Here is a 24,999-nt window from a genome sequence, read left to right on the forward strand (position 1 = left end):
GCCACGGCCACGAAGGCCACCGCGAAGAAGGCCACGGCCACGAAGGCCACCGCGAAGAAGACCACGGCCACGAAGACCACCGCGAAGAAGACCGCCGCGCGACGGTGAGCTGGACGGCGGTCCCGGAACTCCCGGGGTCGCGCCGTCGTCGTCCTGGTACCTGCCCGTCGTCGCACCCCCGAGGAGCACCATGCCGTCCAGCACGCCGTCCCGTCGCGCCGTCCTGCAGGGAGCGGCGGGCACCGCGGTGGTGGGGCTGACGGCCGCGGCGTGCGGCGGGGGCGATGACGGGGCGAGCGGTGCTGGCGCTGCGCCCGCGACCACCGGTCCGATCGGCGCGGCCTCGCAGGTGCCGGTGGGCGGAGGCGCCGTCTTCGTCGACTCGAGGGTCGTCGTGACCCAGCCGACCGCGGGGGAGTTCAAGGCCTTCTCCACCCGGTGCCCGCACCAGGGCTGCGCCGTCACCCAGGTCACCGACGGCTTCATCGTCTGCCCCTGCCACGACAGCCGGTTCGCGGTCGCCACCGGCGAGCCGACGCCCGACAGCCCGGCGAAGCAGGCGCTCAGCAGCGTCGCCGTCACCGTGCAGGACGGCGAGCTCGTCGCGGGCTGACGCCGCGCCGAGCGCTGTCGGCGGCCCGACGTAGGGTTCCTGACGTGGCCGACCCGTCGACGTACCGCCCCGAGCCCGGGGCCATCCCGGTCGACCCGGGCGTGTACCGGTTCCGCGACGAGCACCGCCGGGTCATCTACGTCGGCAAGGCCAAGAGCCTGCGCCCGCGCCTGTCGTCGTACTTCCAGGACCTGTCGGCCCTGCACCCGCGCACCCAGACGATGGTCACGACGGCGGCCAGCGTCGAGTGGACGACGGTCACCACCGAGGTCGAGGCGCTGCAGCTGGAGTACGCCTGGATCAAGGAGTTCGACCCGCGGTTCAACGTCAAGTACCGCGACGACAAGTCCTACCCCTACCTGGCCGTCACGATGGGGGAGGAGTTCCCCCGCGTCCAGGTCATGCGCGGCGCCAAGCGCAAGGGCACCCGGTACTTCGGCCCGTACGCGCACGCCTGGGCGATCCGCGAGACCGTCGACCTGCTGCTGCGCGTCTTCCCGGTGCGCACCTGCAGCAGCGGCGTGTTCCGCCGGGCCGCGCAGGTCGGACGCCCGTGCCTGCTCGGCTACATCGGCAAGTGCTCCGCGCCGTGCGTCGGACGGGTCAGCCCCGACGAGCACCGCGCGCTGGCCGACGACTTCTGCGACTTCATGGCGGGCAACACCGGCCGCTTCGTGCGCCGGCTCGAGGCCGAGATGCGCCAGGCGTCGTCCGAGCTGGAGTTCGAGAAGGCGGCCCGGCTGCGCGACGACATCGGCGCGCTGAACCGCGCGCTGGAGAAGAGCGCGGTCGTCCTCGCCGACGCCACCGACGCCGACGTCTTCGGCCTGGCCGACGACGAGCTCGAGGCGGCGGTGCAGGTGTTCCACGTGCGCGGCGGGCGCGTGCGCGGCCAGCGCGGCTGGGTGGTCGAGAAGGTCGAGGACGTCGGGCTCGACGGCCTGGTCGAGCACCTCCTGCAGCAGGTCTACGGCGAGTCGCCCGAGGCCGTGCCGCGCGAGGTGCTCGTCCCCGCGCTGCCCTCCGACGCCCCCGAGGTCGCCGAGTGGCTCTCGGGCCTGCGCGGCTCGCGCGTCGACCTGCGCGTGCCGCGTCGCGGCGACAAGCGGGCCCTGCTCGAGACGGTGGAGCGCAACGCCGGCCAGGCGCTGAACCTGCACAAGACCCGCCGCGGCGGCGACCTCACGACGCGCTCGCTCGCGCTCAAGGAGCTGCAGGACGCGCTGGCCCTGTCCGACGCGCCGCTGCGGATCGAGTGCTACGACGTGTCGAACCTGCAGGGCACCGAGGTGGTCGCCTCGATGGTGGTCTTCGAGGACGGGTTGCCGCGCAAGTCCGAGTACCGCCGGTTCTCGGTGCGCGGCCGCGACGGCCAGGACGACACGGCCTGGATGCACGAGGTCATCACCCGGCGCTTCCGGCGCTACCTCGACGAGCGGTCCGAGGCCAGCGACCTCGAGCTCGGCCAGGGCATCGACCCCGAGACGGGCCGGCCGCAGAAGTTCGCCTACCCGCCCCAGCTGGTGGTCGTCGACGGCGGGCCCCCCCAGGTCGCCGCGGCCGCGCGCGCCCTCGCCGAGCTCGGCATCGACGACGTCGCGCTCGTCGGCCTGGCCAAGCGCCTCGAGGAGGTCTGGCTGCCGGGAGACGACCACCCCGTCGTCCTGCCGCGCACCAGCGAGGGCCTGTACCTGCTGCAGCGGGTGCGCGACGAGGCGCACCGCTTCGCCATCACGTACCACCGCCAGCGCCGGTCGAAGACGATGACGGCGAGCGTGCTCGACGACGTCCCCGGCCTGGGCGCCACCCGGCGCAAGGCGCTGCTCAAGCACTTCGGGTCGCTGAAGAAGCTGCGCGCGGCCGACGCCGTGGCGGTCGCCGAGGTGCCGGGCATCGGCCCCGCCACGGCGCAGGCGGTCGTCGACGCCCTGGCCGCACCCCGCGACACCGCGCCCGCGGTCAACCTCACCACCGGCGAGGTCCTCGACGACTGAGCCGGTCCGCGCCGATAGGCTTGGAGCACACCGAGTGAGGAGCGCCGTGGGCCCGGACAGCGAGCAGTTCCCCGTCGAGAGCCGGCCGCGCGAGCCCGGCCCGCCGCAGGTCTGGCCCGAGCTCGTCATCGTCACCGGCATGTCCAGCGCCGGCCGCTCGACCGCGGCCAACGTCCTGGAGGACCTCGGCTGGTACGTCGTCGACAACCTGCCGCCGCAGATGCTCAACCCGTTGCTGGACCTCGCGGCGCGGCGCACCGACGCGGGCAACACCGCCGGGCTGCAGGGGATCGCCGCGGTCGTCGACGTCCGCAGCCGCTCGTTCTTCCAGGCGCTGCAGGACGCGTTGTTTGAGCTGCGCCAGCGCGGTGCCCACCCGCGGGTGATCTTCCTGGACGCCAGCGACGACGTCCTGGTGCGCCGGCAGGAGTCCGTGCGCCGGCCGCACCCGCTGCAGGACGGCGGCCGGATCCTGGACGCCGTGCACCGCGAGCGCGACATGCTCGAGTTCGTCCGCGAGAACGCCGACGTCGTCATCGACACCAGCGGCCTGAACGTCACCCAGCTCAAGACCAAGGTGGGCCAAGTCTTCGACGACCGCGGCCTGCCCACCCTGCGCGCCACGGTGATGTCGTTCGGCTTCAAGTACGGCGTGCCGCTCGACGCCGACTTCGTCCTCGACATGCGCTTCCTGCCCAACCCGTTCTGGGTCGAGGACCTGCGCCCGCAGAACGGCAACGACGCCCCGGTCAGCGAGTACGTGCTGGCGCAGGACGGCGCCCTGGTGTTCCTCGACCGGTTCCTCTCGGCGCTCGAGCCGGTGCTCGCCGGGTACGAGGCCGAGAGCAAGCGGTACATGACGATCGCCCTCGGCTGCACCGGCGGCAAGCACCGCTCGGTCGCGATGGTCAACGCGCTGGCCGCGCGGCTCGGCGACCTGGGCGTGCAGGTCGGCACCCTGCACCGCGACCTGGGCCGCGAGTGACCCGCCCCGCCGTGGTCGCGCTCGGCGGCGGGCACGGGCTGGCCGCCTCGCTCGGCGCCCTGCGCCACCTCACCGACCGGTTGACCGCGGTGGTCACCGTGGCGGACGACGGCGGGTCGAGCGGGCGGCTGCGCCGCGAGCTCGGCGTCCTGCCGCCCGGCGACCTGCGGATGGCGCTCACCGCGCTGTGCGAGGACGGCGAGTGGGGCACGACCTGGCGCGACGTCCTGCAGCACCGGTTCGCCAGCCAGGGCGAGCTGCACCACCACTCGGTCGGCAACCTGCTGATCGTCGCGCTGTGGGAGCTGCTGGGCGACACCGTCGAGGGCCTGGACTGGGTGGGCCGCCTGCTCGGCGCCCGAGGCCGCGTGCTGCCGATGAGCGCCGTCCCGCTCGAGATCGAGGCCAGCGTCGTCGGCCTCGACGAGAGCGACCCGGACGCCGAGCGCACCGTGCGCGGCCAGTCCTCGGTCGCGGTCACCGAGGGACGCGTGACGTCGGTACGGCTCGTCCCCGACGCGCCGCCCGCCTGCGAGGAGGCCGTGACCGCCGTCCGCGAGGCGGACTGGGTGGTGCTCGGCCCGGGGTCGTGGTTCACCTCGGTGATGCCGCACCTGCTCGTGCCCGACCTGCGCGACGCGCTGTGCGACACCGAGGCCCGGCGCCTGGTCACGCTGAACCTCCAGAGCGAGACCGAGACCGGCGGCTTCAGCCCGGCCGACCTGGTCGCCGCGCTGGTGCACCACGCGCCGCGGTTCCGGGCCGACGTCGTCCTGGCCGACCCGGCCGCCGCGGCCGACCGGCGGGCGCTGCAGGACGCCGCCGCGCAGCTCGGGGCCACCCTCGTCGTCCAGTCGGTGGCCCAGCCGGGCCGGCAGGGGGTGCACGACCCGCTGCGCCTGGCCGCCGCGTACCGTGACGTGCTGCGCTAGACGGACCGGGTTCCCGCGACCCCCCTGACGGCAGGACCCGACGTGGCAGGATGGCGAGCATGGCGATGACGGCGATGGTGAAGGACGAGCTGAGCCGTCTGCAGGTGACGAAGACGTGCTGCCGCAAGGCAGAGGTGTCCGCGACGCTGCGGTTCGCCGGCGGCCTGCACATCGTCGCCGGGCGCATCGTGGTCGAGGCCGAGCTCGACACCGGGCAGGCGGCGCGGCGGCTGCGGCGCGACATCGCCGACGTCTACGGCCACGCCAGCGACGTCGTCGTCCTGGCCCCGGGCGGGCTGCGCCGCGGCACCCGCTACGTCGTCCGCGTCGTCAAGGACGGCGAGGCGCTGGCCCGCCAGACCGGCCTGATCGACGGCCGCGGCCGTCCGGTGCGCGGGCTGCCGCCGCAGGTCGTCAGCGGCGCCGTCTGCGACGCCGAGGCCGCCTGGCGCGGTGCCTTCCTGGCCCACGGGTCGCTCACCGAGCCCGGTCGCTCGTCGGCCCTCGAGGTCACCTGCCCCGGTCCCGAGGCGGCGCTGGCGCTCGTCGGCGCGGCCCGCCGGCTCGGCATCTCGGCCAAGGCGCGCGAGGTGCGCGGCGTCGACCGCGTCGTGATCCGCGACGGCGACGCGATCGGCGCCATGCTGACCCGGCTCGGCGCCCACGACGCCGTGCTGGCCTGGGAGGAGCGGCGGATGCGCCGCGAGGTGCGCGCCACCGCCAACCGGCTGGCCAACTTCGACGACGCCAACCTGCGCCGCTCGGCGCGCGCCGCGGTGGCGGCCGGTTCCCGGGTCGAGCGCGCGCTGGAGATCCTCGGTGACGACGTCCCCGACCACCTGCGCGAGGCGGGCCAGCTGCGGCTGGCCCACAAGCAGGCGAGCCTGGAGGAGCTCGGCCACCTGGCCGACCCGCCGATGACCAAGGACGCCGTCGCCGGGCGGATCCGGCGGCTGCTCGCGATGGCCGACAAGCGGGCCGAGGACGACGGCGTCCCCGGCACCGACGCCAACCTCACGGCGGACATGCTCGAGGCGTGAACGCGGGTCCTGGCACTCGCGGCCAGGGCGATAGGGTCGTGCGCGACGCCCGAGGACGTCGCCGACGTCCCACCGACCGCCCGCGCCCGCTCGGGGCGCGACCGTCCCAGGAGGCAGCGCAGTGACCGTTCGCGTAGGCATCAACGGCTTCGGCCGCATCGGCCGCAACTTCTTCCGCGCCGTGCAGGCGTCCGGCGCCGACATCGAGATCGTGGCCGCCAACGACCTCACCGACAACGCGACCATCGCCCACCTGCTGAAGTACGACTCGATCCTGGGCCGCCTGCAGGGCGACGTCACCGCCGACGACCAGGGCATCACCGTCGACGGGAAGCAGGTCAAGGTGTTCGAGGAGCGCGACCCGGGTGCCCTGAAGTGGGGCGACCTCGGGGTCGACGTCGTCATCGAGTCGACCGGCCTGTTCACCGACGCCACGAAGGCCAAGGCGCACCTCGACGGCGGCGCGAAGAAGGTCATCATCTCGGCGCCGGCCAAGAACGAGGACGTCACGGTGGTGATGGGCGTCAACCACGAGGAGTACGACGCCGCCAGCCACTCGATCATCTCCAACGCCTCGTGCACCACGAACTGCCTGGCGCCCATGGCCAAGGCGATCCACGACGCGTTCACCATCGAGCGCGGCCTGATGACGACGATCCACGCCTACACGCAGGACCAGAACCTGCAGGACGGCCCGCACAAGGACCTGCGCCGCGCCCGCGCCGCCGCGCTCAACATCGTCCCGACGTCCACCGGCGCGGCCAAGGCGATCGGCCTGGTGCTGCCCGAGCTCAAGGGCAAGCTCGACGGGTACGCCCTGCGCGTGCCGATCCCCACCGGCTCGGCCACCGACCTCACCGTCAACCTCTCGCGCGAGGTCACGGTCGACGAGGTCAACGCCGCCGTGAAGGCCGCCGCCGAGGGCGCGCTGAAGGGCTACCTGCGCTACACCGAGGACGAGATCGTGTCGTCCGACATCGTCACCGACCCGGCGTCCTGCATCTTCGACGCCAAGCTCACCAAGACCTCGGGCAACCAGGCCAAGGTCGTCGGCTGGTACGACAACGAGTGGGGCTACAGCAACCGCCTGGCCGACCTCGTGACGTACGTCGGCGCCAGCCTCTGACCCGGCCGGTCCTGCCGACGTGCTGACCATCGACGACCTGGGCGACCTGCGCGGCAAGCGCGTGCTCGTCCGCAGCGACCTCAACGTGCCGCTCGACGGCACGACGATCACGGACGACGGCCGGATCCGCGCGTCCGTGCCGACGATCCAGCGGCTGCAGGAGGCGGGCGCGCGCGTCGTCGTGTGCGCCCACCTCGGCCGGCCGAAGGGCGCCCCCGACCCGCAGTACTCGCTGCGGCCGGTGGCCGACCGGCTGGCCGAGCTGCTCGGGTCGCCGGTCGCCTTCGCCACCGACACCGTGGGCGAGAGCGCCCAGCAGGTCGTCGCGGGCCTGGCCGACGGCGAGGTCGCGCTGCTCGAGAACCTGCGCTTCGAGGCGGGCGAGACGAGCAAGGACGACGCCGAGCGCGGCGCGTTCGCCGACCAGCTGGCCGCGCTGGCCGACGCGTTCGTGAGCGACGGCTTCGGCGTCGTGCACCGCCGTCAGGCGAGCGTCGTCGACGTGGCCGAACGGCTGCCGCACGCGGCCGGCGGCCTGGTGCTGGCCGAGGTCGAGGTGCTGCGCCGGCTGACCGAGCAGCCCGAGCGGCCCTACGCCGTGGTGCTCGGCGGCTCGAAGGTCAGCGACAAGCTCGGCGTCATCGAGAACCTGCTGGGCACCGCCGACACCATCCTGGTCGGCGGCGGCATGGTCTTCACGTTCCTGGCGGCCCAGGGCCACGAGGTCGGCAAGAGCCTGCTCGAGCAGGACCAGCTCGACACCGTGCGCGGCTACCTCGAGCAGGCGAAGGAGCGCGGCGTCGACCTCGTGCTGCCGACCGACGTGGTGGCCGCCACCGCGTTCGCCGCGGACGCCGAGCACGACGTCGTCCCGGCCGACCAGATCCCGGCCGACCGGATCGGGCTCGACATCGGGCCCGAGTCCGGCGCGGCGTTCGCCGCCGCGCTGGCCGGCGCGCGCACGGTGTTCTGGAACGGCCCGATGGGCGTCTTCGAGATGGAGCCGTTCAGCCACGGCACCCGCGCGGTGGCCCAGGCGCTGGTCGACTCCGACGCGTTCAGCGTCGTCGGCGGGGGAGACTCCGCCGCCGCCGTCCGCACGCTCGGCTTCGACGAGGGCGCGTTCGGCCACATCTCCACCGGTGGCGGGGCCAGCCTGGAGTACCTCGAGGGCAAGACCCTGCCCGGCCTGACCGTCCTCGACAGCTGACGCTGCCGACCTGCTCGGAGGAAGTGCCCTGATGGCTCGCGCCGCGACGACCCCCACCGGCCGCATCCCGCTGATGGCGGGCAACTGGAAGATGAACCTCGACCACCTGGCCGGGGCGCACCTGGTGCAGAAGCTCGACTGGACCCTCAAGGACGGCAAGCACGACTTCGCCGCCGTCGAGGTCGCCGTGCTGCCGCCGTTCACCGACCTGCGCACCGTGCAGACCCTCGTCGACGGCGACCACCTGGCGATCCGGTACGGCGCGCAGGACCTCTCGCAGCACGCCGACGGCGCCTACACCGGCGAGGTCAGCGGAGCGATGCTGGCCAAGCTGGGCTGCACGTACGTGGTCGTCGGGCACAGCGAGCGGCGCGAGCACCACCACGAGGACGACGCGCTCGTCGGGGCCAAGGTGCGCGCCGCCTACGCCCACGGCCTGACCCCCGTGCTGTGCGTGGGCGAGGGCCTGCAGGTGCGTCAGGCCGGCGAGCACGTCGCCCACACGCTGGCCCAGCTCGACGCGGCGCTCGACGGCGTGACCGCGGCCCAGGGCCGCACGCTCGTGGTCGCCTACGAGCCCGTCTGGGCCATCGGCACCGGCGAGGTCGCGACGCCCGAGGACGCCCAGGAGGTCTGCGGCGCGATCCGCACCCGGCTGGCCGAGCTGTGGTCGGGCGACGTCGCCGACGCCGTCCGCGTGCTCTACGGCGGCTCGGTCAAGGCGACGAACGTGGCCGCGATCATGGCCCAGCCCGACGTCGACGGCGCCCTGGTGGGCGGCGCGAGCCTGAAGGCGGACGAGTTCGCGAGCATCTGCCGGTACCGTGACCACCGCACCGGCTGAGCCGGGGCCTGGCACCAGCCGGGCGCGCCCTCGCGTACCCTGGTGCGGAACGACCAGACCTCCCCGACGGATGGACCCTTCGTGAACGCGGTACGCATCGGCCTGCAGGTGCTGCTGGTCATCACCAGCCTGTTCCAGACCCTGCTGATCCTGCTCCACAAGGGCAAGGGCGGCGGTCTGTCGGACATGTTCGGGGGCGGCGTCTCGTCGAGCCTGGGCGGCTCGTCGGTGGCCGAGAAGAACCTCGACCGGTTCACCATCTCGATCGCGCTGGTCTGGACGGCGTGCATCGTCGGCATCGGCCTGATCGAGCGCTTCAGCACCACCAGCTGACGCTCGGCGTCACCACAGCCACAGACACGGGAGACACGCATGGCAGGCGGCAACGCGATCCGGGGCAGCCGGGTGGGCGCCGGACCGATGGGCGAGGCCGAGCGCGGCGACGCGGCTCCGCGCATCGTCCAGTCCTACTGGTGCGCCAACGGCCACGAGACCCGGCCCAGCTTCGCCGACGAGGCGGGCGTGGCGGCTCCCGAGACCTGGGACTGCCCGCGCTGCGGCTTCCCCGCCGGCCAGGACCAGGCCAACCCGCCGGCCCCGCCGAAGGTCGAGCCCTACAAGACGCACCTGGCCTACGTGAAGGAGCGCCGCAGCGACACCGACGGCCAGGCCATCCTGGACGAGGCGCTGCAGCAGCTGCGCGACCGCGGCCTCATCCGCTGACGCCGCCGACGGCGCTGACGTCGTCCGGCTGACCGGCCCTCAGGGGCTGGCGATGCGGATCAGCGCGGGCGGCACCTCGCGCGCCGCCGCGCGGTCCAGCAACCACACCGTCGCGCGGCGACCGCCCACGGCGCCGGCCGGTGCCTGCACCGGGCCGGCCCCGCTGAGGGCCAGGCCGATCGCGCCCGCCTTGCCCTCGCCGGCGGCCACCAGCCAGACCTCCTCGGCCCGCGCGATCGCCGGCAGGGTCAGCGAGACCCGCAGCGGCGGCGGCTTGGGGGATCCGTGCACCCCGACGACCGTGCGCTCCTGCTCGTGCACGCCGGCCATCTCGGGGAACAGCGACGCGACGTGCGCGTCCGGTCCGACCCCCAGCATCAGCACGTCGAACGCCGGGACGTCGTCGCGCCCCGCGCCCTCGGACGCCGCCACGCGCGCGAGCTCGTCGGCGTACCGCTCGGCCGCGGCGTCGACGCCCGTGGCGCCCGGCGCGTCGCTGGCCGGCATGGCGTGGACCTTGGCCGGGTCGAGCGGCAGCCGGTCGAGCAGCGCCTCGCGGGCCTGCTTCTCGTTGCGGTCGTCGCTGCCGGCCGGCACGTAGCGCTCGTCGCCCCACCAGACGTGCACCCGGGACCAGTCGACGGCGTCGCGCGCCGGGCTGTCGGCCAGGGCGGCCAGCACGGCGATGCCCACGGTGCCGCCCGTCAGCACGACGTGCGCCCGGCCCCGCGCCGCCTGCGCGTCGACCAGCTTGGTTACCAGCCGGGCCGCGACCGACGCGGCCAGCAGGTCGGCGTCGCGGTGGACGACGACGAGGGGCGAGGCGCTCACGAGCGGCCCCTCGCGGTCTTCTTGGCCGCGGTCTTCTTGGCCGCGGTCTTCTGGGCCGCGGTCCTCTTGGCGGCGGTCTTGCGAGCCGCCGTCTTCTTGCTGCTGGCCCGCTGGGCCGCGATCTTCGGCTCGCTCGCCGGGCCGCTCGTGGGGTCGGCCTGATGGATCTCGCGGGCCGTGGCAGCCTCCCGCCGGGCGGCGGCGCGGGACTGGCGCCGGGCCTGGTCGAGGGACATGGCCTCGCCCTGCGCCGCCGCCTGCGAGGCCGTGATCGAGCGACCCTCGGCGAGCCGGGTCAGCCCCTTGGTCAGGGCGGCCTGGTAGACCTCGTCGGGGTCGAGGCGGCGCAGCTCCTCGGCCAGGCACTCGGCGAGGTCACGGCGGGGGAGCGCGATGCGCCGGTCCGGCTGCCCGGGCTGGGTCAGCGTCGCGATGGCGCCATCGGCCCGCACCAGGTCCACCGGCCCGCTGCGGCGCTGCAGCCGCACGCCCGACATGCCGGTGCCGGCCGTCGTCCGGGCCCGGGTCACCGGGCAGCGCAGCGACTCGGCCAGCCACGCGGCCAGCAGGTCGGTGCTCGGGCTGTCGGAGGCCCCGGTGACGGTGATGTGCTCGACCGCCTCGTACGGCGGCTGGTCGAGCGCGGCGGCGAGCAGGCCCCGCCACTTGGTCAGGCGGGTCCAGGCCAGGTCGGTGTCGCCGACGGCGTAGGTGTCGCGGCGTCGCTGCAGCTCCTTGACCGGCTTGCCGGACTCGGCGGCGTCGGTGATGCGCCGCTGGGCCATGGCGCCGATCGGGTCCTCGCTCGGCACCTTGGGCGCCTGGCTCGGCCACCAGGCGACGAGCGGGGAGTCGGGCAGCAGCAGGGGGGTGACGACGCTGTCGGCGTGGCCGGTGAGCTGGCCGTACAGCCGCAGCACGATGACCTCGCTGGCGCCGGCGTCGCCGCCCACGCGCACCTGCGCGTCGATGCGCTCCGCCCCGCGCCGGTTGCCCTGCACGATGACGATGACGCGGCACGGGTGCTCGCGGCTGGCGTCGTTGGCGGCCGCGATGGCCTCCTCGGCGCCGGGCTCGTCGGTGACGATGACCAGCGTCAGCACCCGGCCGAGCGCGATGGCCCCGCCGGAGTCGCGCAGGTCGACGAGCTTGCGGTTGACGGCCGCCGTCGTGGTGCTCGGCAGGTCGATGATCACGGGAGCCTCCAGACCCGGCCGTCGCGGGCCATCATCGCGTCAGCCGCTGCCGGGCCCCAGGTGCCCGAGGGGTAGGCGTCGGGCTTGCCGCCCTTGGCCCAGTGCTTCTCGATCGGGTCGAGGATCTGCCACGACAGCTCGACCTCCTCGTGCCGGGGGAACAGCGGCGGGTCGCCCAGCAGGACGTCGAGGATCAGCCGCTCGTAGGCCTCGGGCGAGGACTCGGTGAACGCGTGCCCGTAGCCGAAGTCCATCGTGACGTCGCGGACCTCCATGGCCGTGCCCGGCACCTTGGAGCCGAACCGCATCGTGACGCCCTCGTCCGGCTGCACCCGGATCACCAGGGCGTTGTGCCCGAGCTCCTCGGTGGCGGTGGTCTCGAACGGCAGGTGCGGCGCCTGCTTGAAGACGATCGCGATCTCGCTCACCCGCCGTCCGAGCCGCTTGCCGGTGCGCAGGTAGAACGGCACGCCGGCCCAGCGGCGGGTGTCGATCTCGAGCTTGACCGCGGCGTAGGTCTCGGTCGTCGACGAGCGGCTGATGCCGTCCTCGTCGAGGTAGCCGATGACCTTCTGCCCGCCCTGCCAGCCCGCGCCGTACTGCCCGCGCGCGGTGGACGCCGAGAGGTCCGACGGCAGCCGGACGGCGGAGAGCACCTTCTCCTTCTCCGAGCGCAGGTCCTGCGCCTCGAAGGAAACCGGCTCCTCCATGGCGGTGAGCGCGAGCAGCTGCAGCAGGTGGTTCTGGATCACGTCGCGGGCGGCGCCGATGCCGTCGTAGTAGCCGGCGCGCCCGCCGATGCCGATGTCCTCGGCCATCGTGATCTGCACGTGGTCGACGTAGTGGGCGTTCCAGATCGGCTCGAACATCTGGTTGGCGAAGCGCAGCGCCAGGATGTTCTGCACCGTCTCCTTGCCCAGGTAGTGGTCGATGCGGAACACGGCGTCCGGCGGGAACACCTGCGAGACCACGTCGTTGAGCTCGCGGGCCGACGCCAGGTCGTGCCCGAACGGCTTCTCGATGACGACGCGCCGCCAGGTGCCGTCCTCGGGCTGCGAGAGCCCGCTGCGGGCCAGCTGCTGGCAGACCTGGGAGAAGAACTTGGGCGGGATCGACAGGTAGAACGCGTGGTTGCCACCCGTGCCGCGCTCGGTGTCGAGGTTGCGCACGGTCTCGGCCAGGTGGTCGAACGCGGCGTCGTCGCCGAAGTCGCCCGGCACGAACCGGAACCCCTCGGCCAGGTGCTTCCACACGCTCTCGCGGAACGGCGTGCGCGCGTGCTGCTTGACCGCGTCGTACACGATCTGCCCGAAGTCCTGGTCGGCCCAGTCGCGGCGGGCGAAGCCGACGAGCGAGAAGCCCGGCGGCAGCAGCCCCCGGTTGGCCAGGTCGTACACCGCCGGCATCAGCTTCTTGCGGGCCAGGTCGCCGGTGACGCCGAAGATCACCAGGCTGCAAGGCCCGGCGATCTTGTGCAGGCGCTTGTCGCGGGGGTCGCGCAGGGGGTTGTGGCCGGCCGAGACGCGGGCTGGGCTCACCGCAAGACCTCCAGGAGGCGCTGCACGCCGGCCGCGCGGTCGGTGAGGTGCAGCCGGAGCACCGGCCGCCCGTGGTCGACGAGCACCTGGGCGTCGCCGGCGGCCTGCGCCGCGATGAGCGTGCCGAAGCTGAACGCCTGCCCCGGGACGTCGAGGTCCTGCGCGGGCTCGCCGGTCACCTGCAGGTACACGCCGGTGGCCGGACCGCCCTTGTGGTACTGCCCGGTCGAGTGCAGGAACCGCGGTCCCCAGCCGAACGTGGTCGGGCGCTCGGTGCGACGGGCCAACGGCTCGCGGACGTCGGCGAGCCCGGACTGCTCGGCGCGGTCCAGGTAGGCCATCACGGCCAGGTACCCGGCGTCCGGGTCGAGCCGGCCCAGCAGCGCCTCGACGGCACCGGGCAGGTCGGTGACGCCGTCCAGCAGGCCGTCGCTGCCGCGCACCTCGATGCCGCCGTCGACGAACGCGGCCGGTGTGTCGTCCGGGGTGCCCTCGAGCAGCCCGCGCGCGGCCTTCTTGGCGCTCTCGACGTCCGGCTGGTCGAAGGGGTTGATGCCCAGCAGCTGCCCGGCCGCGGCGGTGGCGACCTCCCACAGCAGCATCAGGCCGCCCAGCGTGCCGCCCACGCTCACCGACGTGGTCACCTCGGGGGCGGCGTCGGCCCCGGCCGCCTCGCCGGCGTCCGGCTCGCCGGTGCCGCCGCCCGCCACCAGGAGCACGGGCAGGACGTCGGACGCCGGCCAGCGCACCTCGGGGGCCTGCGGGCCCTCGACGACGACCGGCAGCAGGCCGGTGCCGAGCTTGCCGGTGCTCTCGGCGACGAGCTGCTCGGCCCAGTCGCCGAAGCCCTGCGCCTGCGTGCCGTCGTCGGCCAGCGCGAGCTTGTCGCGCCGTCCGGACGTCGCACGGGGGTCGGTGCCGGCGACGGCCGCGCCGAGCACCAGGCCCGGGTTGCCGTCGGAGTCCTCGGCCAGCAGCGGCGCGACGGCCGCGGCCTCGTCGAGCAGCTGGCCGACGTCGACCCCGGCGAGGGCGCTCGGCACCAGGCCGAAGGCCGTCAGGGCCGAGTAGCGGCCCCCGACGTGCGGGTCGGCCAGCACGACGCGGAACCCTGCTTCGCGCGCGCTCTGCTCGAGCGGTGAGCCGGGGTCGGTGACCACGACGACCCGGCCGGCGGGGTCGATGCCGGCGGCCTCGAACGCCGCCACGTACGCGCGGCGCTGGCTGTCGGTCTCGACCGTGCTGCCCGACTTGCTGGAGACCACGAGCACGGTGCGCTCGAGCCGGTCGCCGAGCGCGGCCCGGACGTAGTCGGGGTCGCTGGAGTCCAGGACGGTGAGCGGCTTGCCGGCCGTCGCGCAGATGACCTCCGGCGCGAGCGACGAGCCGCCCATGCCGGCGAGCACCACGTGGTCGAGCCCGTGCTCGGCCAGCTCCGATCGCAGCGCGGTCAGCTCGTCGACGAGCGGGCGCGAGCTCTCGCCCAGCCCCACCCACGACAGCCGGATCGACGACTCGGCCTCGGCGTCCGGTCCCCACAAGGTGGCGTCCTGGGCGAACAGCCGCGAGGCGAAGCGGCCGTCGACCAGCCCGGCCACGTGCGCGTGGACAGCGGCCGCCGCCTCGCCGGTCGCCGTGACCTCGACGAGCGCCTGCTCGCCGTCGCCGGTACGGGCCCAGGCCATCACCGCGCCGGCGGGTGCGGGGCCGTCGGTCACTGGCCGGCCTCCTCGGCCGACTCCGACGTCGCCTGGTGCGCGAGCTCCTCGCTCACCGTGCGCTGCAGCTCGTCCCAGCTCTTCTCGAACTTCTCGACGCCCTCGCGCTCGAGCAGGGCGGTGACGTCGCCGTAGGAGATGCCCAGGCGCTCCAGGCCGTCGAGCACCTGGCGCGCGTCGTCGTAGCGGTCGCGCACGGTGTCGCCCTCGATGACGCCGTGGTCGTGCACGGCGTCCATGGTCGAGCTCGGCATGGTGTTGACCGTGCCGTCGGTGACCAGCTCGGTGACGTACATCGTGTCGGGGTAGGCCTGGTTCTTCACGCCGGTGGAGGCCCACAGCGGGCGCTGGGGGTGGGCTCCGTCGTCGGCGAGCACCTGCCAGCGCGGGGTCGAGAAGACCTCCTCGAAGGCCTGGAAGGCCAACCGGGCGTTGGCGATCGCGGCCTTGCCCTGCAACGCCTTCGCCTCGTCGGTGCCGATCTCGCCGAGCCGCGGGTCGACCTCGGTGTCGACGCGCGAGACGAAGAACGAGGCGACCGAGCGGATCGTCGACAGGTCGAGGCCGGCCTCGCGGGCCTGCTCGAGCCCGGTGAGGAACGCCTGCATCACGCCGCGGTAGCGGTCGAGCGCGAAGATCAGCGTGACGTTGACGCTGATGCCGGCCGCGATGCACTGGGAGATCGCGGGCAGGCCCTCGACCGTCGCGGGGATCTTGATCATCACGTTGGGCCGGTCGACGGCCTCCCAGAGCTTCTTGGCCATCTCGACCGTCGCCCCGGTGTCGTGCGCCATGCGCGGGTCGACCTCGATCGAGACCCGGCCGTCCTGGCCGTCGGTGCGGTCGTAGACGGGGCGCATGACGTCGCAGGCCGTGCGCACGTCCTGCGTCGTCACGTCGAACAGCACGCTGTCGACGTCCTGGCCGCGGTCGGCGAGCTCGCGCAGCTGCTCGTCGTAGGCGTCGCCCTTGGCCAGCGCGCTGGCGAAGATCGTCGGGTTGGTGGTGACGCCGACGACGTGCTTCTCGTCGATCAGGCGCTGCAGGCTGCCGTCGTCCAGCAGCTCGCGGGACAGGTCGTCGAGCCAGACGGAGACGCCGGCCTCCGAGAGCTGGGCGAGTGCGTCGGTCATGGGGTTCCTCCCGGAGGTGGTGGGCCGTGCGGGTCTGCGGAGGTCAGGGCTTGTCGCCGGTGCCGCCGTCGTCGGGTGCGGACGCCGGGCCGGGGCCGCCGGGCCGCAGGCCGTCGAGCCCGCGCGCGGCGTCGGCGACGCTCTCGCGCGCCGCGGCGGCCACGGCCTGCGCCGTGATCCCGAACTCGCGGTAGATGGTCTGGTAGTCGGCCGAGGCGCCGAAGTGCTCCAGCGAGACCGAGCGGCCGGCGTCGCCGACCACGTCGCGCCAGCCCTGGGCCACCGCGGCCTCGACGCTCACGCGGGCGCGCACCGTGGGCGGCAGCACCTCGTCGCGGTACGCCTGCGGCTGCGCGTCGAACCACTCGCGGCACGGCATCGAGACCACGCGGGTCGGCGTGCCCTCGGCCTGCAGCAGGTCGCGGGCCGCGACGGCGAGCTGCACCTCGGACCCCGTCGCCACCAGCACCACGGCCGCGGACTCGCCGTCCGCCTCGGCCAGCACGTAGCCGCCGCGCGCCACGCCGTCGGCCGGGGCGAAGCCGCCCTCGCCCCGGTCGAACGTCGGCAAGTTCTGCCGGCTCAGCACGAGGCCGGCCGGGCGGTCGGTGTGCTCCAGGATCGTGCGCCACGCCCAGACGGTCTCGTTGGCGTCGGCCGGCCGGACGACGTCCAGGCCGGGGATCGCGCGCAGCGCGGCCAGGTGCTCGACCGGCTGGTGGGTCGGGCCGTCCTCGCCGAGGCCGATCGAGTCGTGGGTCCAGACGTAGGTGACGGGCAGCTTCATCAGCGCCGCGAGCCGCACGGCCGGGCGCATGTAGTCGCTGAACACCAGGAACGTGCCGCCGTAGGGCCGGGTCAGGCTCTGCAGCGCGATGCCGTTGAGCGCCGAGCCCATGGCGTGCTCGCGGATGCCGAAGTGCAGGGTGCGGCCGTACGGGCCGCCCTGCCAGTCCTTGGTCTGGCGGTCGGACGGGATGAAGGACGGCTGGCCCTCCATCGTCGTGTTGTTGCTCTCGGCCAGGTCGGCCGAGCCGCCCCACAGCTCGGGCAGGACGTCGGCCAGCGCGGCGAGCACCTCGCCGCTGGCCTTGCGGGTGGCGATGCCCTTGGGGTCGGGGTCGAACGTGGGCAGCGCGTCGGTCCAGCCCTCGGGCAGGCGCTGCGCGCTGAGCCGGTCGAGGAGCGTCGCGGCGTCCGGGTTGGCGCTGCGCCAGTCCTCGTACGCGCCCTGCCACTGCTCGTGCGCCTCGCGGCCGCGGTCGGCCACCTGGCGGGCCTTGGCCAGGACGTCGTCGTCGACCTGGAAGGTGCGCGCCGGGTCGAAGCCGAGCAGCTCCTTGGTGGCGGCGACCTCCTCGTCGCCGAGCGCCGAGCCGTGCGCCTTGCCGGTGTTCTGCTTGGTGGGCGCGGGCCAGCCGATGATGGTGCGCAGCGCGATGAACGACGGCTTGGAGGTCTCGGCCTTGGCCGCCTCGACCGCGGCGAGCAGCGCGTCGACGTCCTCGACGTACTGGCCGCTGCTGGTCCAGTCGACGCTCTGCACGTGCCAGCCGTAGGCCTCGTAGCGCCGGGCGACGTCCTCGCTGAACGAGACGTCGGTGTCGTCCTCGATCGAGATGTGGTTCTGGTCGTAGATGACGACGAGGTTGCCGAGCTCCTGGTGGCCGGCGAGCGAGCTGGCCTCGGCGGTGACGCCCTCCATCAGGTCGCCGTCGCTGGCGAGGACGTAGACGTGGTGGTCGAACGGGCTCTCGCCAGGGGCGGCGTCGGGGTCGAGCAGCCCGCGCTCGCGGCGCGCGGCCATCGCCATGCCGACCGCGCTGGCCAGCCCCTGGCCGAGCGGGCCGGTCGTGATCTCGACGCCCTTGGTGTGGCGGTGCTCGGGGTGGCCCGGCGTCGCGGAGCCCCACGTGCGCAACGACTGCAGGTCCGACAGCTGCAGGCCGTAGCCCGACAGGTAGAGCTGGATGTAGAGCGTGAGGCTGGAGTGCCCGCACGAGAGCACGAAGCGGTCGCGGCCGAGCCACTGGTCGTCGGCGGGGTCGTGGCGCATCACCTGCTGGAAGAGCAGGTAGGCCACCGGGGCCAGGCTCATCGCGGTGCCGGGGTGGCCGTTGCCGACCTTCTGCACGGCGTCCGCCGCCAGCACGCGGACGGTGTCGACCGCCCGCACGTCGGTGTCGTCCCAGCCGGTGCGCTCGGCGACCGGACGGCTCAGCTCGTCCGCCCGGCTCGACGTCGTGGGATCGCTCACGGAAGTTCCTCTCGTCGCACGGGGCCGGTGCGCCTCGCGGCGCCCACGACGAGCCTAGACCTGGCCGAACACGGCGCATCTCCGGCCCGCGCGGCACCGGCGTGGTGCCCGGACGCGGTGCCGGGCGACGACGGCCCGGCGGTACGATGGCGGCGTCCGAGCGCACCGTCCTGGTCGCTCCACCACCCGCCGTCCAGCGTCTGCCGAGGACTCGTTGACCGCGACCGACCCGCGCACCCCGATCGCCGCTGCGCCCACCCGGCGCACCGCCGCGCGGACGGTGCGGGCGTTCGTGGCGCTGACGAAGCCGCGGATCATCGAGACGCTGCTCGTCACCACGGTGCCGACGATGTTCCTGGCCGCGGGCGGGTTGCCGCCGCTCGGCCTGGTGCTCGCGACGCTCGTCGGCGGGACGCTCGCCGCCGGCAGTGCCAACACGCTGAACTGCTACCTCGACCGCGACATCGACCAGCTCATGCACCGCACGCGGTCGCGCCCGCTGGCCACCGGCGAGGTCTCGCCCCGCGAGGCGCTGGTGTTCGGCCTGGTGCTCGGCGTCGTGTCGGTGCTGTGGCTCGGTCTGCTGGTCAACTGGCTCGCGGCCGGTCTGGCTCTCGCGGCCAACGCCTTCTACGTCCTCGTCTACACGATGCTGCTCAAGCGCCGCACGTCGCAGAACATCGTCTGGGGCGGTGCGGCCGGCTGCATGCAGGTGCTGATCGGCTGGGCCGCCGTCACCGGCTCCCTGGACCCGGCCCCGTTCGTGCTGTTCGGCGTCATCTTCTTGTGGACGCCGCCGCACTACTGGCCGCTGTCGATGCGGTTCGAGGACGACTACGCCACCGCGGGCGTCCCGATGCTGCCGGTGGTCGCCTCCGACCTCACGGTCGCGCGCCAGGTCGTGGCCTACTCGTGGGCGATGGTGCTGTGCTCGCTGCTGCTGGTGCCGGTCGCCCCGACCGGTCCGGTCTACGCCGCCGCGGCGGTCGTGCTCGGCGCGGTCTTCCTGGTCGAGGCGCACCGGCTGCTGCAACGGGCCAAGGCCGGGGTCGCCGGCGCGGCGCTGCGGCCGATGCGGCTGTTCCACTTCTCGATCACGTACGTGAGCCTGCTGTTCGTGGCCGTCGCGGTCGACCCGTTCTTCCGCTTCTGACGGCGCGCACTCCCCGCCCGACGGTCAGCCCGACGGTCAGGCGGTGCGGACGCGCAGCGTGAGCAGGAGCCGGGTGACCGCCACCACCAGCAGGCAGGCGCCCAGCATGTGCAGCGCCACCGCCACGACGGGCAGCCCGGTGAGGTACTGCAGGTAGCCGATCGCGCCCTGGGCGAGACCCACGCCGAGGGCGACCCACGCCGCGCGGTGCACCGCGACCGGTGCCTTCACCAGCCGGACGGCGACCAGCAGCGCCAGCAGGACGCCGAACCAGACCAGCACCGCGTCGGAGTGCATCCAGCTCATCGCCCGCGGGTCGAGCCCGAAGCGCGCCGGGGCGTCGGCGTCGCCGGAGTGCGGCCCCGAGCCCGTCACCAGGGTGCCGAGCAGCAGCACGACGGCGGTGACGGCGGCGAGCGCGCGGCCCAGCCAGCGCACCTCGCCGGGCACGACGGCCACCGGCGGGCCGTCGCCCTCGCCGACCCGGTGCAGCAGGTAGGCCGAGGCGGCGACGATCGCCGACGACACGAGGAAGTGCGCCGCGACGGTCGCGGGGTGCAGGTGGGTGAGCACCGTGATGCCGCCGAGCACCGCCTGGACGACGACGCCGAGCAACGGCAGCGCGGCGACGGCCAGCAGGGAGCGACGGCGGTCGGCGCGCCGCACGACGAGCCAGACGGCGACCAGCGCGGCGAGCGCGGCGATCCCGACGACGGAGGTCAGGGTGCGGTTGCCGAACTCGATGTACTTGTGGATGCCCTGGGGCTGCTGCACCACGGGTGTGTACGAGCCGGGGACGCACTCGGGCCAGGTCGGGCATCCCAGCCCGGAGCCGGTCAGCCGCACGAGGCCGCCGGTGACGACGATCAGCACCTCGACCACGAGGTTGGCGACCAGGGCGCCGCGCACCCAGCGTCCGAGCGGGCGCGGCACGGACGACGGCGCCGACGACGGCGAGGGCGGTCCGACGGTCGGGGCGGGGGAGGTCACGGCCACGGCGTCCAGGGTAGGACGCCGTAGGCGCCCGCCACCGCCAGGCCCAGCAGCAGCACGACCAGCAGGCCGACCAGCTGCAGGTACCGCCGGGTGTGCCGCGCGTGGCGGCGCCGGGAGCGCGACCGGCCGGCGCGCGTGGTGGGCTGCGAGCCGTCGTCCGGGGTCTCGGCGGGGGGGTCCACGAGCGCGCCCGGGCGACCCCCGGTGGCCACGACGGCGCACCAGATGGCCGCCCCAGGAGCGCCGACGCCGAGGGCGAGCGCCTGGTTGCCGGTCGAGCGCTCGACCAGCCAGAACCCGGCTGCGGTCACCAGGGCCAGCGAGGCGGTCCACACCACCGGGAAGGTGACGCGGCGGGCCCCGCGGCGCCGGCCGAGCAGCAGGAGCGCCAGCACGCCGGTGACCGTGACGGCGGCGGCCACGGTGGTGGCGGTCACTGCCACCGGAACGTCCGCCGGGCCAGCAGGCCCGCCAGCGCCGTCCACCCGAGCAGCACCAGCAGGGCCCGGACGTCGAGCCGGCCGTCGCCGAGCGCGTGGCGCAGGCCCTCACCCAGCGCGCCCGACGGCAGCCAGGCGGCGAGGGTCTCGAGCCCGGACGGCAGGGTGCGCGCCGGCAGGACGACGGCGCCGCCGGCCAGCAGCAGCACCCACAGCAGGTTGGCGACGGCGAGGACGGCCTCCGCGCGCAGCGTCCCGGCCACGAGCAGCGCGAGCGCCACGAAGGCGGCGGTGCCGGCCAGGCCCACCAGCAGAGCGGGGGCCAGCCCGCCGACGTCCGGCCGCCAGCCGAGCGCGAGGCCGACGGCGCCCAGGACGACGACCTGCACCGCGAGCACGGCCAGCACCGCGAGCGCCTTGCCGGCCAGCAGGCCGCCGCGACCCAGCGGCGTGGTGCCGAGCAGGCGCAGCACGCCGTAGCGGCGGTCGAAGCCGGTCTGGATCGCCTGGCCCGTGAACGCGGAGGACAGCACCGCGAGGGCCAGCACGCCGGGCACGACGACGTCGACGCGCGGGCCGGCGCCGAGGTCGGGGGCCGACGCACGGGTGAGGCCGACGAGCGCAAGCACGGGCAGCACCACCGAGACCAGCAGCTGCTCGCCGTTGCGCAGGAGCACGGCGGTCTCGAGCCGGGCCTGGGCCAGGACGCGCCGGGCGAGCGGGGCGGCGGCGGGGGCCGGGTGCGGGGGAGCGACAGCCGTCATCGCAGGTCCTTGCCGGTGAGCTCGAGGAAGACGTCCTCCAGCGAGCGACGGCCCACGACGAGGCCTTCGGGCATGACGTCCTGCGCGGCGCACCACGCCGTGAGCGTGGCCAGCACCTGCGGGTCGACGGTGCCCTCGAGCAGGTACTCGCCGGGCCGCTGCTCGGCGACGTGCACGCCGGGGTCGAGCGCGCGGCGCAGGCCGTCGAGGTCGAGGGCGGGGCGGGCGGTGAAGCGGGCGGTGTCGGCGGACGCGCCGGCGGTGAGGTCGGCGGGCGCACCCTGCGCGACCACCCGGCCGGCGTCGACGACGACGACCTGGTCGGCGAGGCGCTCGGCCTCGTCCATGAGGTGGGTCGTGAGGACCACGGCCACGCCGCGGTCGCGGGCTTCGGCCACCACCGCCCAGACCGCCTGGCGGGCCTGGGGGTCCAGCCCCGCGCTGGGCTCGTCGAGGAAGAGCACCTCGGGCCGCCCGACCAGGGCGCAGGCGAGGGCGAGCCGCTGCTTCTGACCGCCCGACAGGCGGCGCACCGCGGTGCGGGCGAACGCGTCGACCCCGAGCCGCTCGCACAGCGCCACCGGGTCGAGCGGGTGCGCGTGCAGCCGGGCGACGTGCCGCACCAGCTCGCCCGCGCGGCCCCCGCCGGGCAGCCCGCCGTCCTGCAGCATGACGCCGACGCGGGCACGGTGCTCGGGCCCGGCCCGGTGCGGGTCGGCACCGAGGACGCGCACGCTGCCGTCGTCCGGCCGGCGCAGTCCCTCGCAGCACTCGACGGTGGTGGTCTTGCCGGCGCCGTTCGGCCCGAGGACGGCCGTGACCTGCCCGTGCGCGGCCGTGAGGTCGAGCCCGTCGACCGCCCGCACGCCGCCGTACGAGCGCACCAGCCCGCGCACGACGACGGCGTCGTCGGGGGCTGCGGGCATGCTGCGGAGTGTAGGTCGGCCACCCGTGTGGCGGGGCGCACACCCCTGCGGTTCGACGTGCCCACCGAATTAGGTCACAATGGTGTGGTGCAATTCGCGAAGAGCTCCGCGGCGCCGTCCGGCGCCCCGGCCTCCAGCACCCGGGTCACCGACACCGGGTCCGCGCAGCACACCCGCGACCGGGTCGCCCGCGCCGTGCTCGAGCACGGTCCCGTCTCCGCGGCGGACGTCGCCTGCCGGCTGGGGCTGACACCGGCCGCCGTGCGGCGCCACCTCGACGCGCTCGAGGACGCCGGCCTGGCCCGCACCCGCGACCCGCTGCCCACCGCCTCGCGCGGCCGGGGTCGTCCGGCCCGCGCGTACGTCCTCACCGATGCCGGGCACGCCTCGATGACCACCGCGTACGACGACCTCGCCGCCTCGGCGATGGCCTACCTCGCCGAGCAGCTCGGGCCGGGGGCGATCGAGGGCTTCGCCGCCCGTCGCGTCGCCGATCTCGAGCAGCGCTACGCACCGGTGGTCGAGGCGGCCGGCGACGACGTGGCCGGCCGCACCGAGGCGCTGGCCCAGGCGCTCGCGCAGGACGGCTACGCGGCCAGCGCCCGCCCGCTGCGCACCCCGGCGGGGGAGGGCGGCGCCCAGCTGTGCCAGGGTCACTGCCCGGTGCAGCACGTCGCCGAGCGCTTCCCGCAGCTGTGCGAGGCCGAGACCGAGGTGTTCTCGCGGCTGCTCGGCGTGCACGTGCAGCGCCTGGCCACGCTGGCCGGCGGCGCGCACGTCTGCACCACCCACGTCCCCACGAACCTCACGTCCACGAACCCACCCGCCACGGGAAGGACCACCCGATGACCAGCACCCCCACCACCGGCCCGACGAGCACCTCCGCGGTGCCCGAGGCGACCCAGCGCGAGATCGAGGGCCTGGGGCGCTACCAGTTCGGCTGGGCGGACGCCGACGACGCCGGCGCGACGGCACGGCGCGGGCTGTCCGAGGAGGTCGTGCGCGACATCTCGGGCCGCAAGAGCGAGCCCGAGTGGATGCTCAAGCTGCGCCTGAAGGGCCTGCGGCTGTTCGACAAGAAGCCCATGCCGAACTGGGGCAGCGACCTGTCGGGCATCGACTTCGACAACATCAAGTACTTCGTGAAGTCGACGGAGAAGCAGGCCACCACCTGGGACGAGCTGCCCGCCGACATCAAGAACACCTACGACAAGCTCGGCATCCCCGAGGCCGAGAAGCAGCGCCTGGTCGCCGGCGTCGCGGCGCAGTACGAGTCGGAGGTCGTCTACCACCAGATCCGCGAGGACCTGGAGGAAAAGGGCGTCATCTTCGTCGACACCGACACCGGCCTGCGCGAGCACGAGGACCTGTTCCGCGAGTACTTCGGCTCGGTGATCCCGGTGGGCGACAACAAGTTCGCGTCGCTGAACACCGCGGTGTGGTCGGGCGGCTCGTTCATCTACGTCCCGCCGGGCGTGCACGTCGACATCCCGCTGCAGGCCTACTTCCGGATCAACACCGAGAACATGGGCCAGTTCGAGCGCACGCTGATCATCGCCGACGAGGGCTCGTACGTGCACTACGTCGAGGGCTGCACGGCGCCGATCTACTCCAGCGACTCGCTGCACAGCGCGGTCGTCGAGATCGTCGTGAAGAAGAACGCCCGCGTGCGGTACACGACGATCCAGAACTGGTCGAACAACGTGTACAACCTGGTCACCAAGCGGGCCACCGCCGCCGAGGGCGCCACCATGGAGTGGGTCGACGGCAACATCGGCTCGAAGGTCACCATGAAGTACCCGGCGATCTACCTGCTCGGCGAGCACGCCAAGGGCGAGACGCTCTCGATCGCCTTCTCGGGCGAGGGCCAGCACCAGGACGCCGGCGCCAAGATGGTGCACGCGGCGCCGCACACCTCGTCGTCCATCATCAGCAAGTCGGTGGCGCGCGGCGGCGGCCGGACGTCGTACCGCGGGCTGGTGCAGGTGCTGGAGGGCGCGCACCACAGCGCCTCGACGGTGCGCTGCGACGCCCTGCTCGTCGACACGATCAGCCGGTCCGACACCTACCCCTACGTCGACGTCCGCGAGGACGACGTCTCGATGGGTCACGAGGCCACGGTCTCCAAGGTCAGCGAGGACCAGCTCTTCTACCTGATGTCGCGCGGCATGGCCGAGGACGAGGCCATGGCGATGATCGTGCGCGGCTTCGTCGAGCCGATCGCCCGCGAGCTGCCGATGGAGTACGCCCTCGAGCTCAACCGCCTGATCGAGCTGCAGATGGAGGGCGCGGTCGGCTGACGCCGCCCGCCCCGCTGCACCGTCCCTGACGTACCCCTGAACGGAGCCTGAGCACCGCCCATGACCACGATCCAGGACTCGCCCCAGCACGGTCTGGTCGAGCACTCGCACGGCCCGGGCTCGCCCGTGCCCGAGCAGTCGCGCGCCGAGCGGCGCCGCTCGTTCGACGTCGACGCCTTCGCGCTGCCCACCGGCCGCGAGGAGGAGTGGCGCTTCACGCCGATCGACCTGCTGCGCGGCCTGCTCGAGCAGCGGCCGACCGACGACGGCGCGGTGGACG

The 24,999-nt window shown here is 74.1% G+C and carries 23 protein-coding genes and 1 pseudogene; 14 read left to right on the forward strand and 10 right to left on the reverse strand.

Features of this window, described 5'->3' with window-relative positions; all coding sequences use genetic code 11:
• Positions 1-190 precede the first annotated feature (190 nt).
• From ACYVJ4_RS03955 to ACYVJ4_RS04000, 10 genes are all read left to right on the forward strand, one after another.
• A complete protein-coding gene (locus ACYVJ4_RS03955; protein WP_460458813.1) occupies positions 191-613 on the forward strand; it encodes a Rieske (2Fe-2S) protein in 423 nt (140 codons plus the stop codon).
• A gap of 44 nt (positions 614-657) precedes the next feature.
• The gene (gene uvrC, locus ACYVJ4_RS03960) at positions 658-2,607 is read left to right on the forward strand and encodes an excinuclease ABC subunit UvrC (protein ID WP_460458814.1); all 1,950 of its coding nucleotides are present in this window, start codon (positions 658-660) and stop codon (positions 2,605-2,607) included.
• Between the two features lie 46 nt (positions 2,608-2,653).
• Positions 2,654-3,592: an RNase adapter RapZ gene (rapZ, locus tag ACYVJ4_RS03965; protein WP_460458815.1), complete on the forward strand. Its 939-nt coding sequence runs from the start codon at positions 2,654-2,656 to the stop codon at positions 3,590-3,592.
• Positions 3,481-4,524, forward strand: a complete 1,044-nt coding sequence (locus tag ACYVJ4_RS03970) for a gluconeogenesis factor YvcK family protein (protein ID WP_460458833.1) — start codon at positions 3,481-3,483, stop codon at positions 4,522-4,524. The genes rapZ and ACYVJ4_RS03970 overlap by 112 nt, the downstream gene beginning before the upstream one ends.
• Before the next feature lie 59 nt (positions 4,525-4,583).
• Positions 4,584-5,564, forward strand: coding sequence for a DNA-binding protein WhiA (gene whiA / locus ACYVJ4_RS03975; RefSeq protein WP_460458816.1), 981 nt, complete (start codon positions 4,584-4,586; stop codon positions 5,562-5,564).
• Positions 5,565-5,685: 121 nt separating this feature from the next.
• Positions 5,686-6,690, forward strand: a complete 1,005-nt coding sequence (gene gap, locus ACYVJ4_RS03980) for a type I glyceraldehyde-3-phosphate dehydrogenase (protein WP_460458817.1) — start codon at positions 5,686-5,688, stop codon at positions 6,688-6,690.
• A gap of 19 nt (positions 6,691-6,709) precedes the next feature.
• Positions 6,710-7,900: a phosphoglycerate kinase gene (locus tag ACYVJ4_RS03985; protein ID WP_460458818.1), complete on the forward strand. Its 1,191-nt coding sequence runs from the start codon at positions 6,710-6,712 to the stop codon at positions 7,898-7,900.
• A 31-nt stretch (positions 7,901-7,931) separates the two neighbouring features.
• Complete coding sequence (tpiA, locus tag ACYVJ4_RS03990) at positions 7,932-8,744, forward strand: triose-phosphate isomerase (protein WP_460458819.1); 813 nt, start codon at positions 7,932-7,934, stop codon at positions 8,742-8,744.
• Positions 8,745-8,825: 81 nt separating this feature from the next.
• On the forward strand, positions 8,826-9,077 hold the full coding sequence (gene secG, locus ACYVJ4_RS03995) for a preprotein translocase subunit SecG (RefSeq protein ID WP_460458820.1): 252 nt from the start codon (positions 8,826-8,828) through the stop codon (positions 9,075-9,077).
• Between the two features lie 39 nt (positions 9,078-9,116).
• On the forward strand, positions 9,117-9,467 hold the full coding sequence (locus tag ACYVJ4_RS04000) for an RNA polymerase-binding protein RbpA (RefSeq protein WP_460458821.1): 351 nt from the start codon (positions 9,117-9,119) through the stop codon (positions 9,465-9,467).
• Positions 9,468-9,506: 39 nt separating this feature from the next.
• Here the strand turns inward: ACYVJ4_RS04000 and pgl are convergent, their stop codons facing one another.
• The 6 genes from pgl to tkt are packed head-to-tail and all read right to left on the reverse strand — an operon-like array spanning position 9,507 to position 18,140.
• The gene (gene pgl / locus ACYVJ4_RS04005) at positions 9,507-10,298 is read right to left on the reverse strand and encodes a 6-phosphogluconolactonase (protein ID WP_460458822.1); all 792 of its coding nucleotides are present in this window, start codon (positions 10,296-10,298) and stop codon (positions 9,507-9,509) included.
• A complete protein-coding gene (opcA, locus tag ACYVJ4_RS04010; protein ID WP_460458823.1) occupies positions 10,295-11,494 on the reverse strand; it encodes a glucose-6-phosphate dehydrogenase assembly protein OpcA in 1,200 nt (399 codons plus the stop codon). The genes pgl and opcA overlap by 4 nt, the downstream gene beginning before the upstream one ends.
• Positions 11,491-13,032, reverse strand: a complete 1,542-nt coding sequence (gene zwf, locus ACYVJ4_RS04015; protein WP_460458824.1) for a glucose-6-phosphate dehydrogenase — start codon at positions 13,030-13,032, stop codon at positions 11,491-11,493. The genes opcA and zwf overlap by 4 nt, the downstream gene beginning before the upstream one ends.
• Entirely contained in the window at positions 13,029-14,717 is a 1,689-nt protein-coding gene (locus ACYVJ4_RS04020; protein WP_460458834.1) for a glucose-6-phosphate isomerase, read from the reverse strand. The genes zwf and ACYVJ4_RS04020 overlap by 4 nt, the downstream gene beginning before the upstream one ends.
• 29 nt (positions 14,718-14,746) lie before the next feature.
• Positions 14,747-15,883 (reverse strand): transaldolase, encoded by a 1,137-nt coding sequence (gene tal / locus ACYVJ4_RS04025; protein WP_460458825.1) that lies wholly within the window; start codon positions 15,881-15,883, stop codon positions 14,747-14,749.
• A 43-nt stretch (positions 15,884-15,926) separates the two neighbouring features.
• A complete protein-coding gene (gene tkt / locus ACYVJ4_RS04030; RefSeq protein ID WP_460458826.1) occupies positions 15,927-18,140 on the reverse strand; it encodes a transketolase in 2,214 nt (737 codons plus the stop codon).
• A gap of 241 nt (positions 18,141-18,381) precedes the next feature.
• On the opposite strand from tkt, the gene ACYVJ4_RS04035 reads away from it, so the two are divergent.
• A complete protein-coding gene (locus ACYVJ4_RS04035; protein ID WP_460458835.1) occupies positions 18,382-19,293 on the forward strand; it encodes a heme o synthase in 912 nt (303 codons plus the stop codon).
• Positions 19,294-19,329: 36 nt separating this feature from the next.
• On the opposite strand, the gene ACYVJ4_RS04040 is transcribed toward ACYVJ4_RS04035, so the two are convergent.
• Genes ACYVJ4_RS04040 through ACYVJ4_RS04055 form a run of 4 tightly spaced genes read right to left on the reverse strand, consistent with a single transcriptional unit; the run spans position 19,330 to position 22,419 of the window.
• Entirely contained in the window at positions 19,330-20,289 is a 960-nt protein-coding gene (locus ACYVJ4_RS04040; protein WP_460458827.1) for a COX15/CtaA family protein, read from the reverse strand.
• A complete protein-coding gene (locus ACYVJ4_RS04045; protein WP_460458828.1) occupies positions 20,280-20,732 on the reverse strand; it encodes a hypothetical protein in 453 nt (150 codons plus the stop codon). The genes ACYVJ4_RS04040 and ACYVJ4_RS04045 overlap by 10 nt, the downstream gene beginning before the upstream one ends.
• Positions 20,723-21,493, reverse strand: a complete 771-nt coding sequence (locus ACYVJ4_RS04050) for an ABC transporter permease (protein WP_460458829.1) — start codon at positions 21,491-21,493, stop codon at positions 20,723-20,725. The genes ACYVJ4_RS04045 and ACYVJ4_RS04050 overlap by 10 nt, the downstream gene beginning before the upstream one ends.
• Positions 21,490-22,419, reverse strand: a complete 930-nt coding sequence (locus ACYVJ4_RS04055) for an ABC transporter ATP-binding protein (RefSeq protein WP_460458830.1) — start codon at positions 22,417-22,419, stop codon at positions 21,490-21,492. Before ACYVJ4_RS04055 ends, ACYVJ4_RS04050 begins: the two co-directional genes overlap by 4 nt.
• An 87-nt stretch (positions 22,420-22,506) precedes the next feature.
• Between ACYVJ4_RS04055 and ACYVJ4_RS04060 the strand changes: the two genes are divergently transcribed.
• The 3 genes and pseudogenes from ACYVJ4_RS04060 to ACYVJ4_RS04070 form a co-directional block, all read left to right on the forward strand.
• The gene (locus tag ACYVJ4_RS04060; protein ID WP_460458831.1) at positions 22,507-23,268 is read left to right on the forward strand and encodes a helix-turn-helix transcriptional regulator; all 762 of its coding nucleotides are present in this window, start codon (positions 22,507-22,509) and stop codon (positions 23,266-23,268) included.
• A complete protein-coding gene (gene sufB / locus ACYVJ4_RS04065) occupies positions 23,265-24,719 on the forward strand; it encodes a Fe-S cluster assembly protein SufB (RefSeq protein WP_460458832.1) in 1,455 nt (484 codons plus the stop codon). The genes ACYVJ4_RS04060 and sufB overlap by 4 nt, the downstream gene beginning before the upstream one ends.
• Positions 24,720-24,779: 60 nt before the next feature.
• Positions 24,780-24,999: pseudogene (locus tag ACYVJ4_RS04070) on the forward strand (Fe-S cluster assembly protein SufD); the annotation flags it as partial.

Source organism: Angustibacter peucedani, assembly GCF_054779595.1.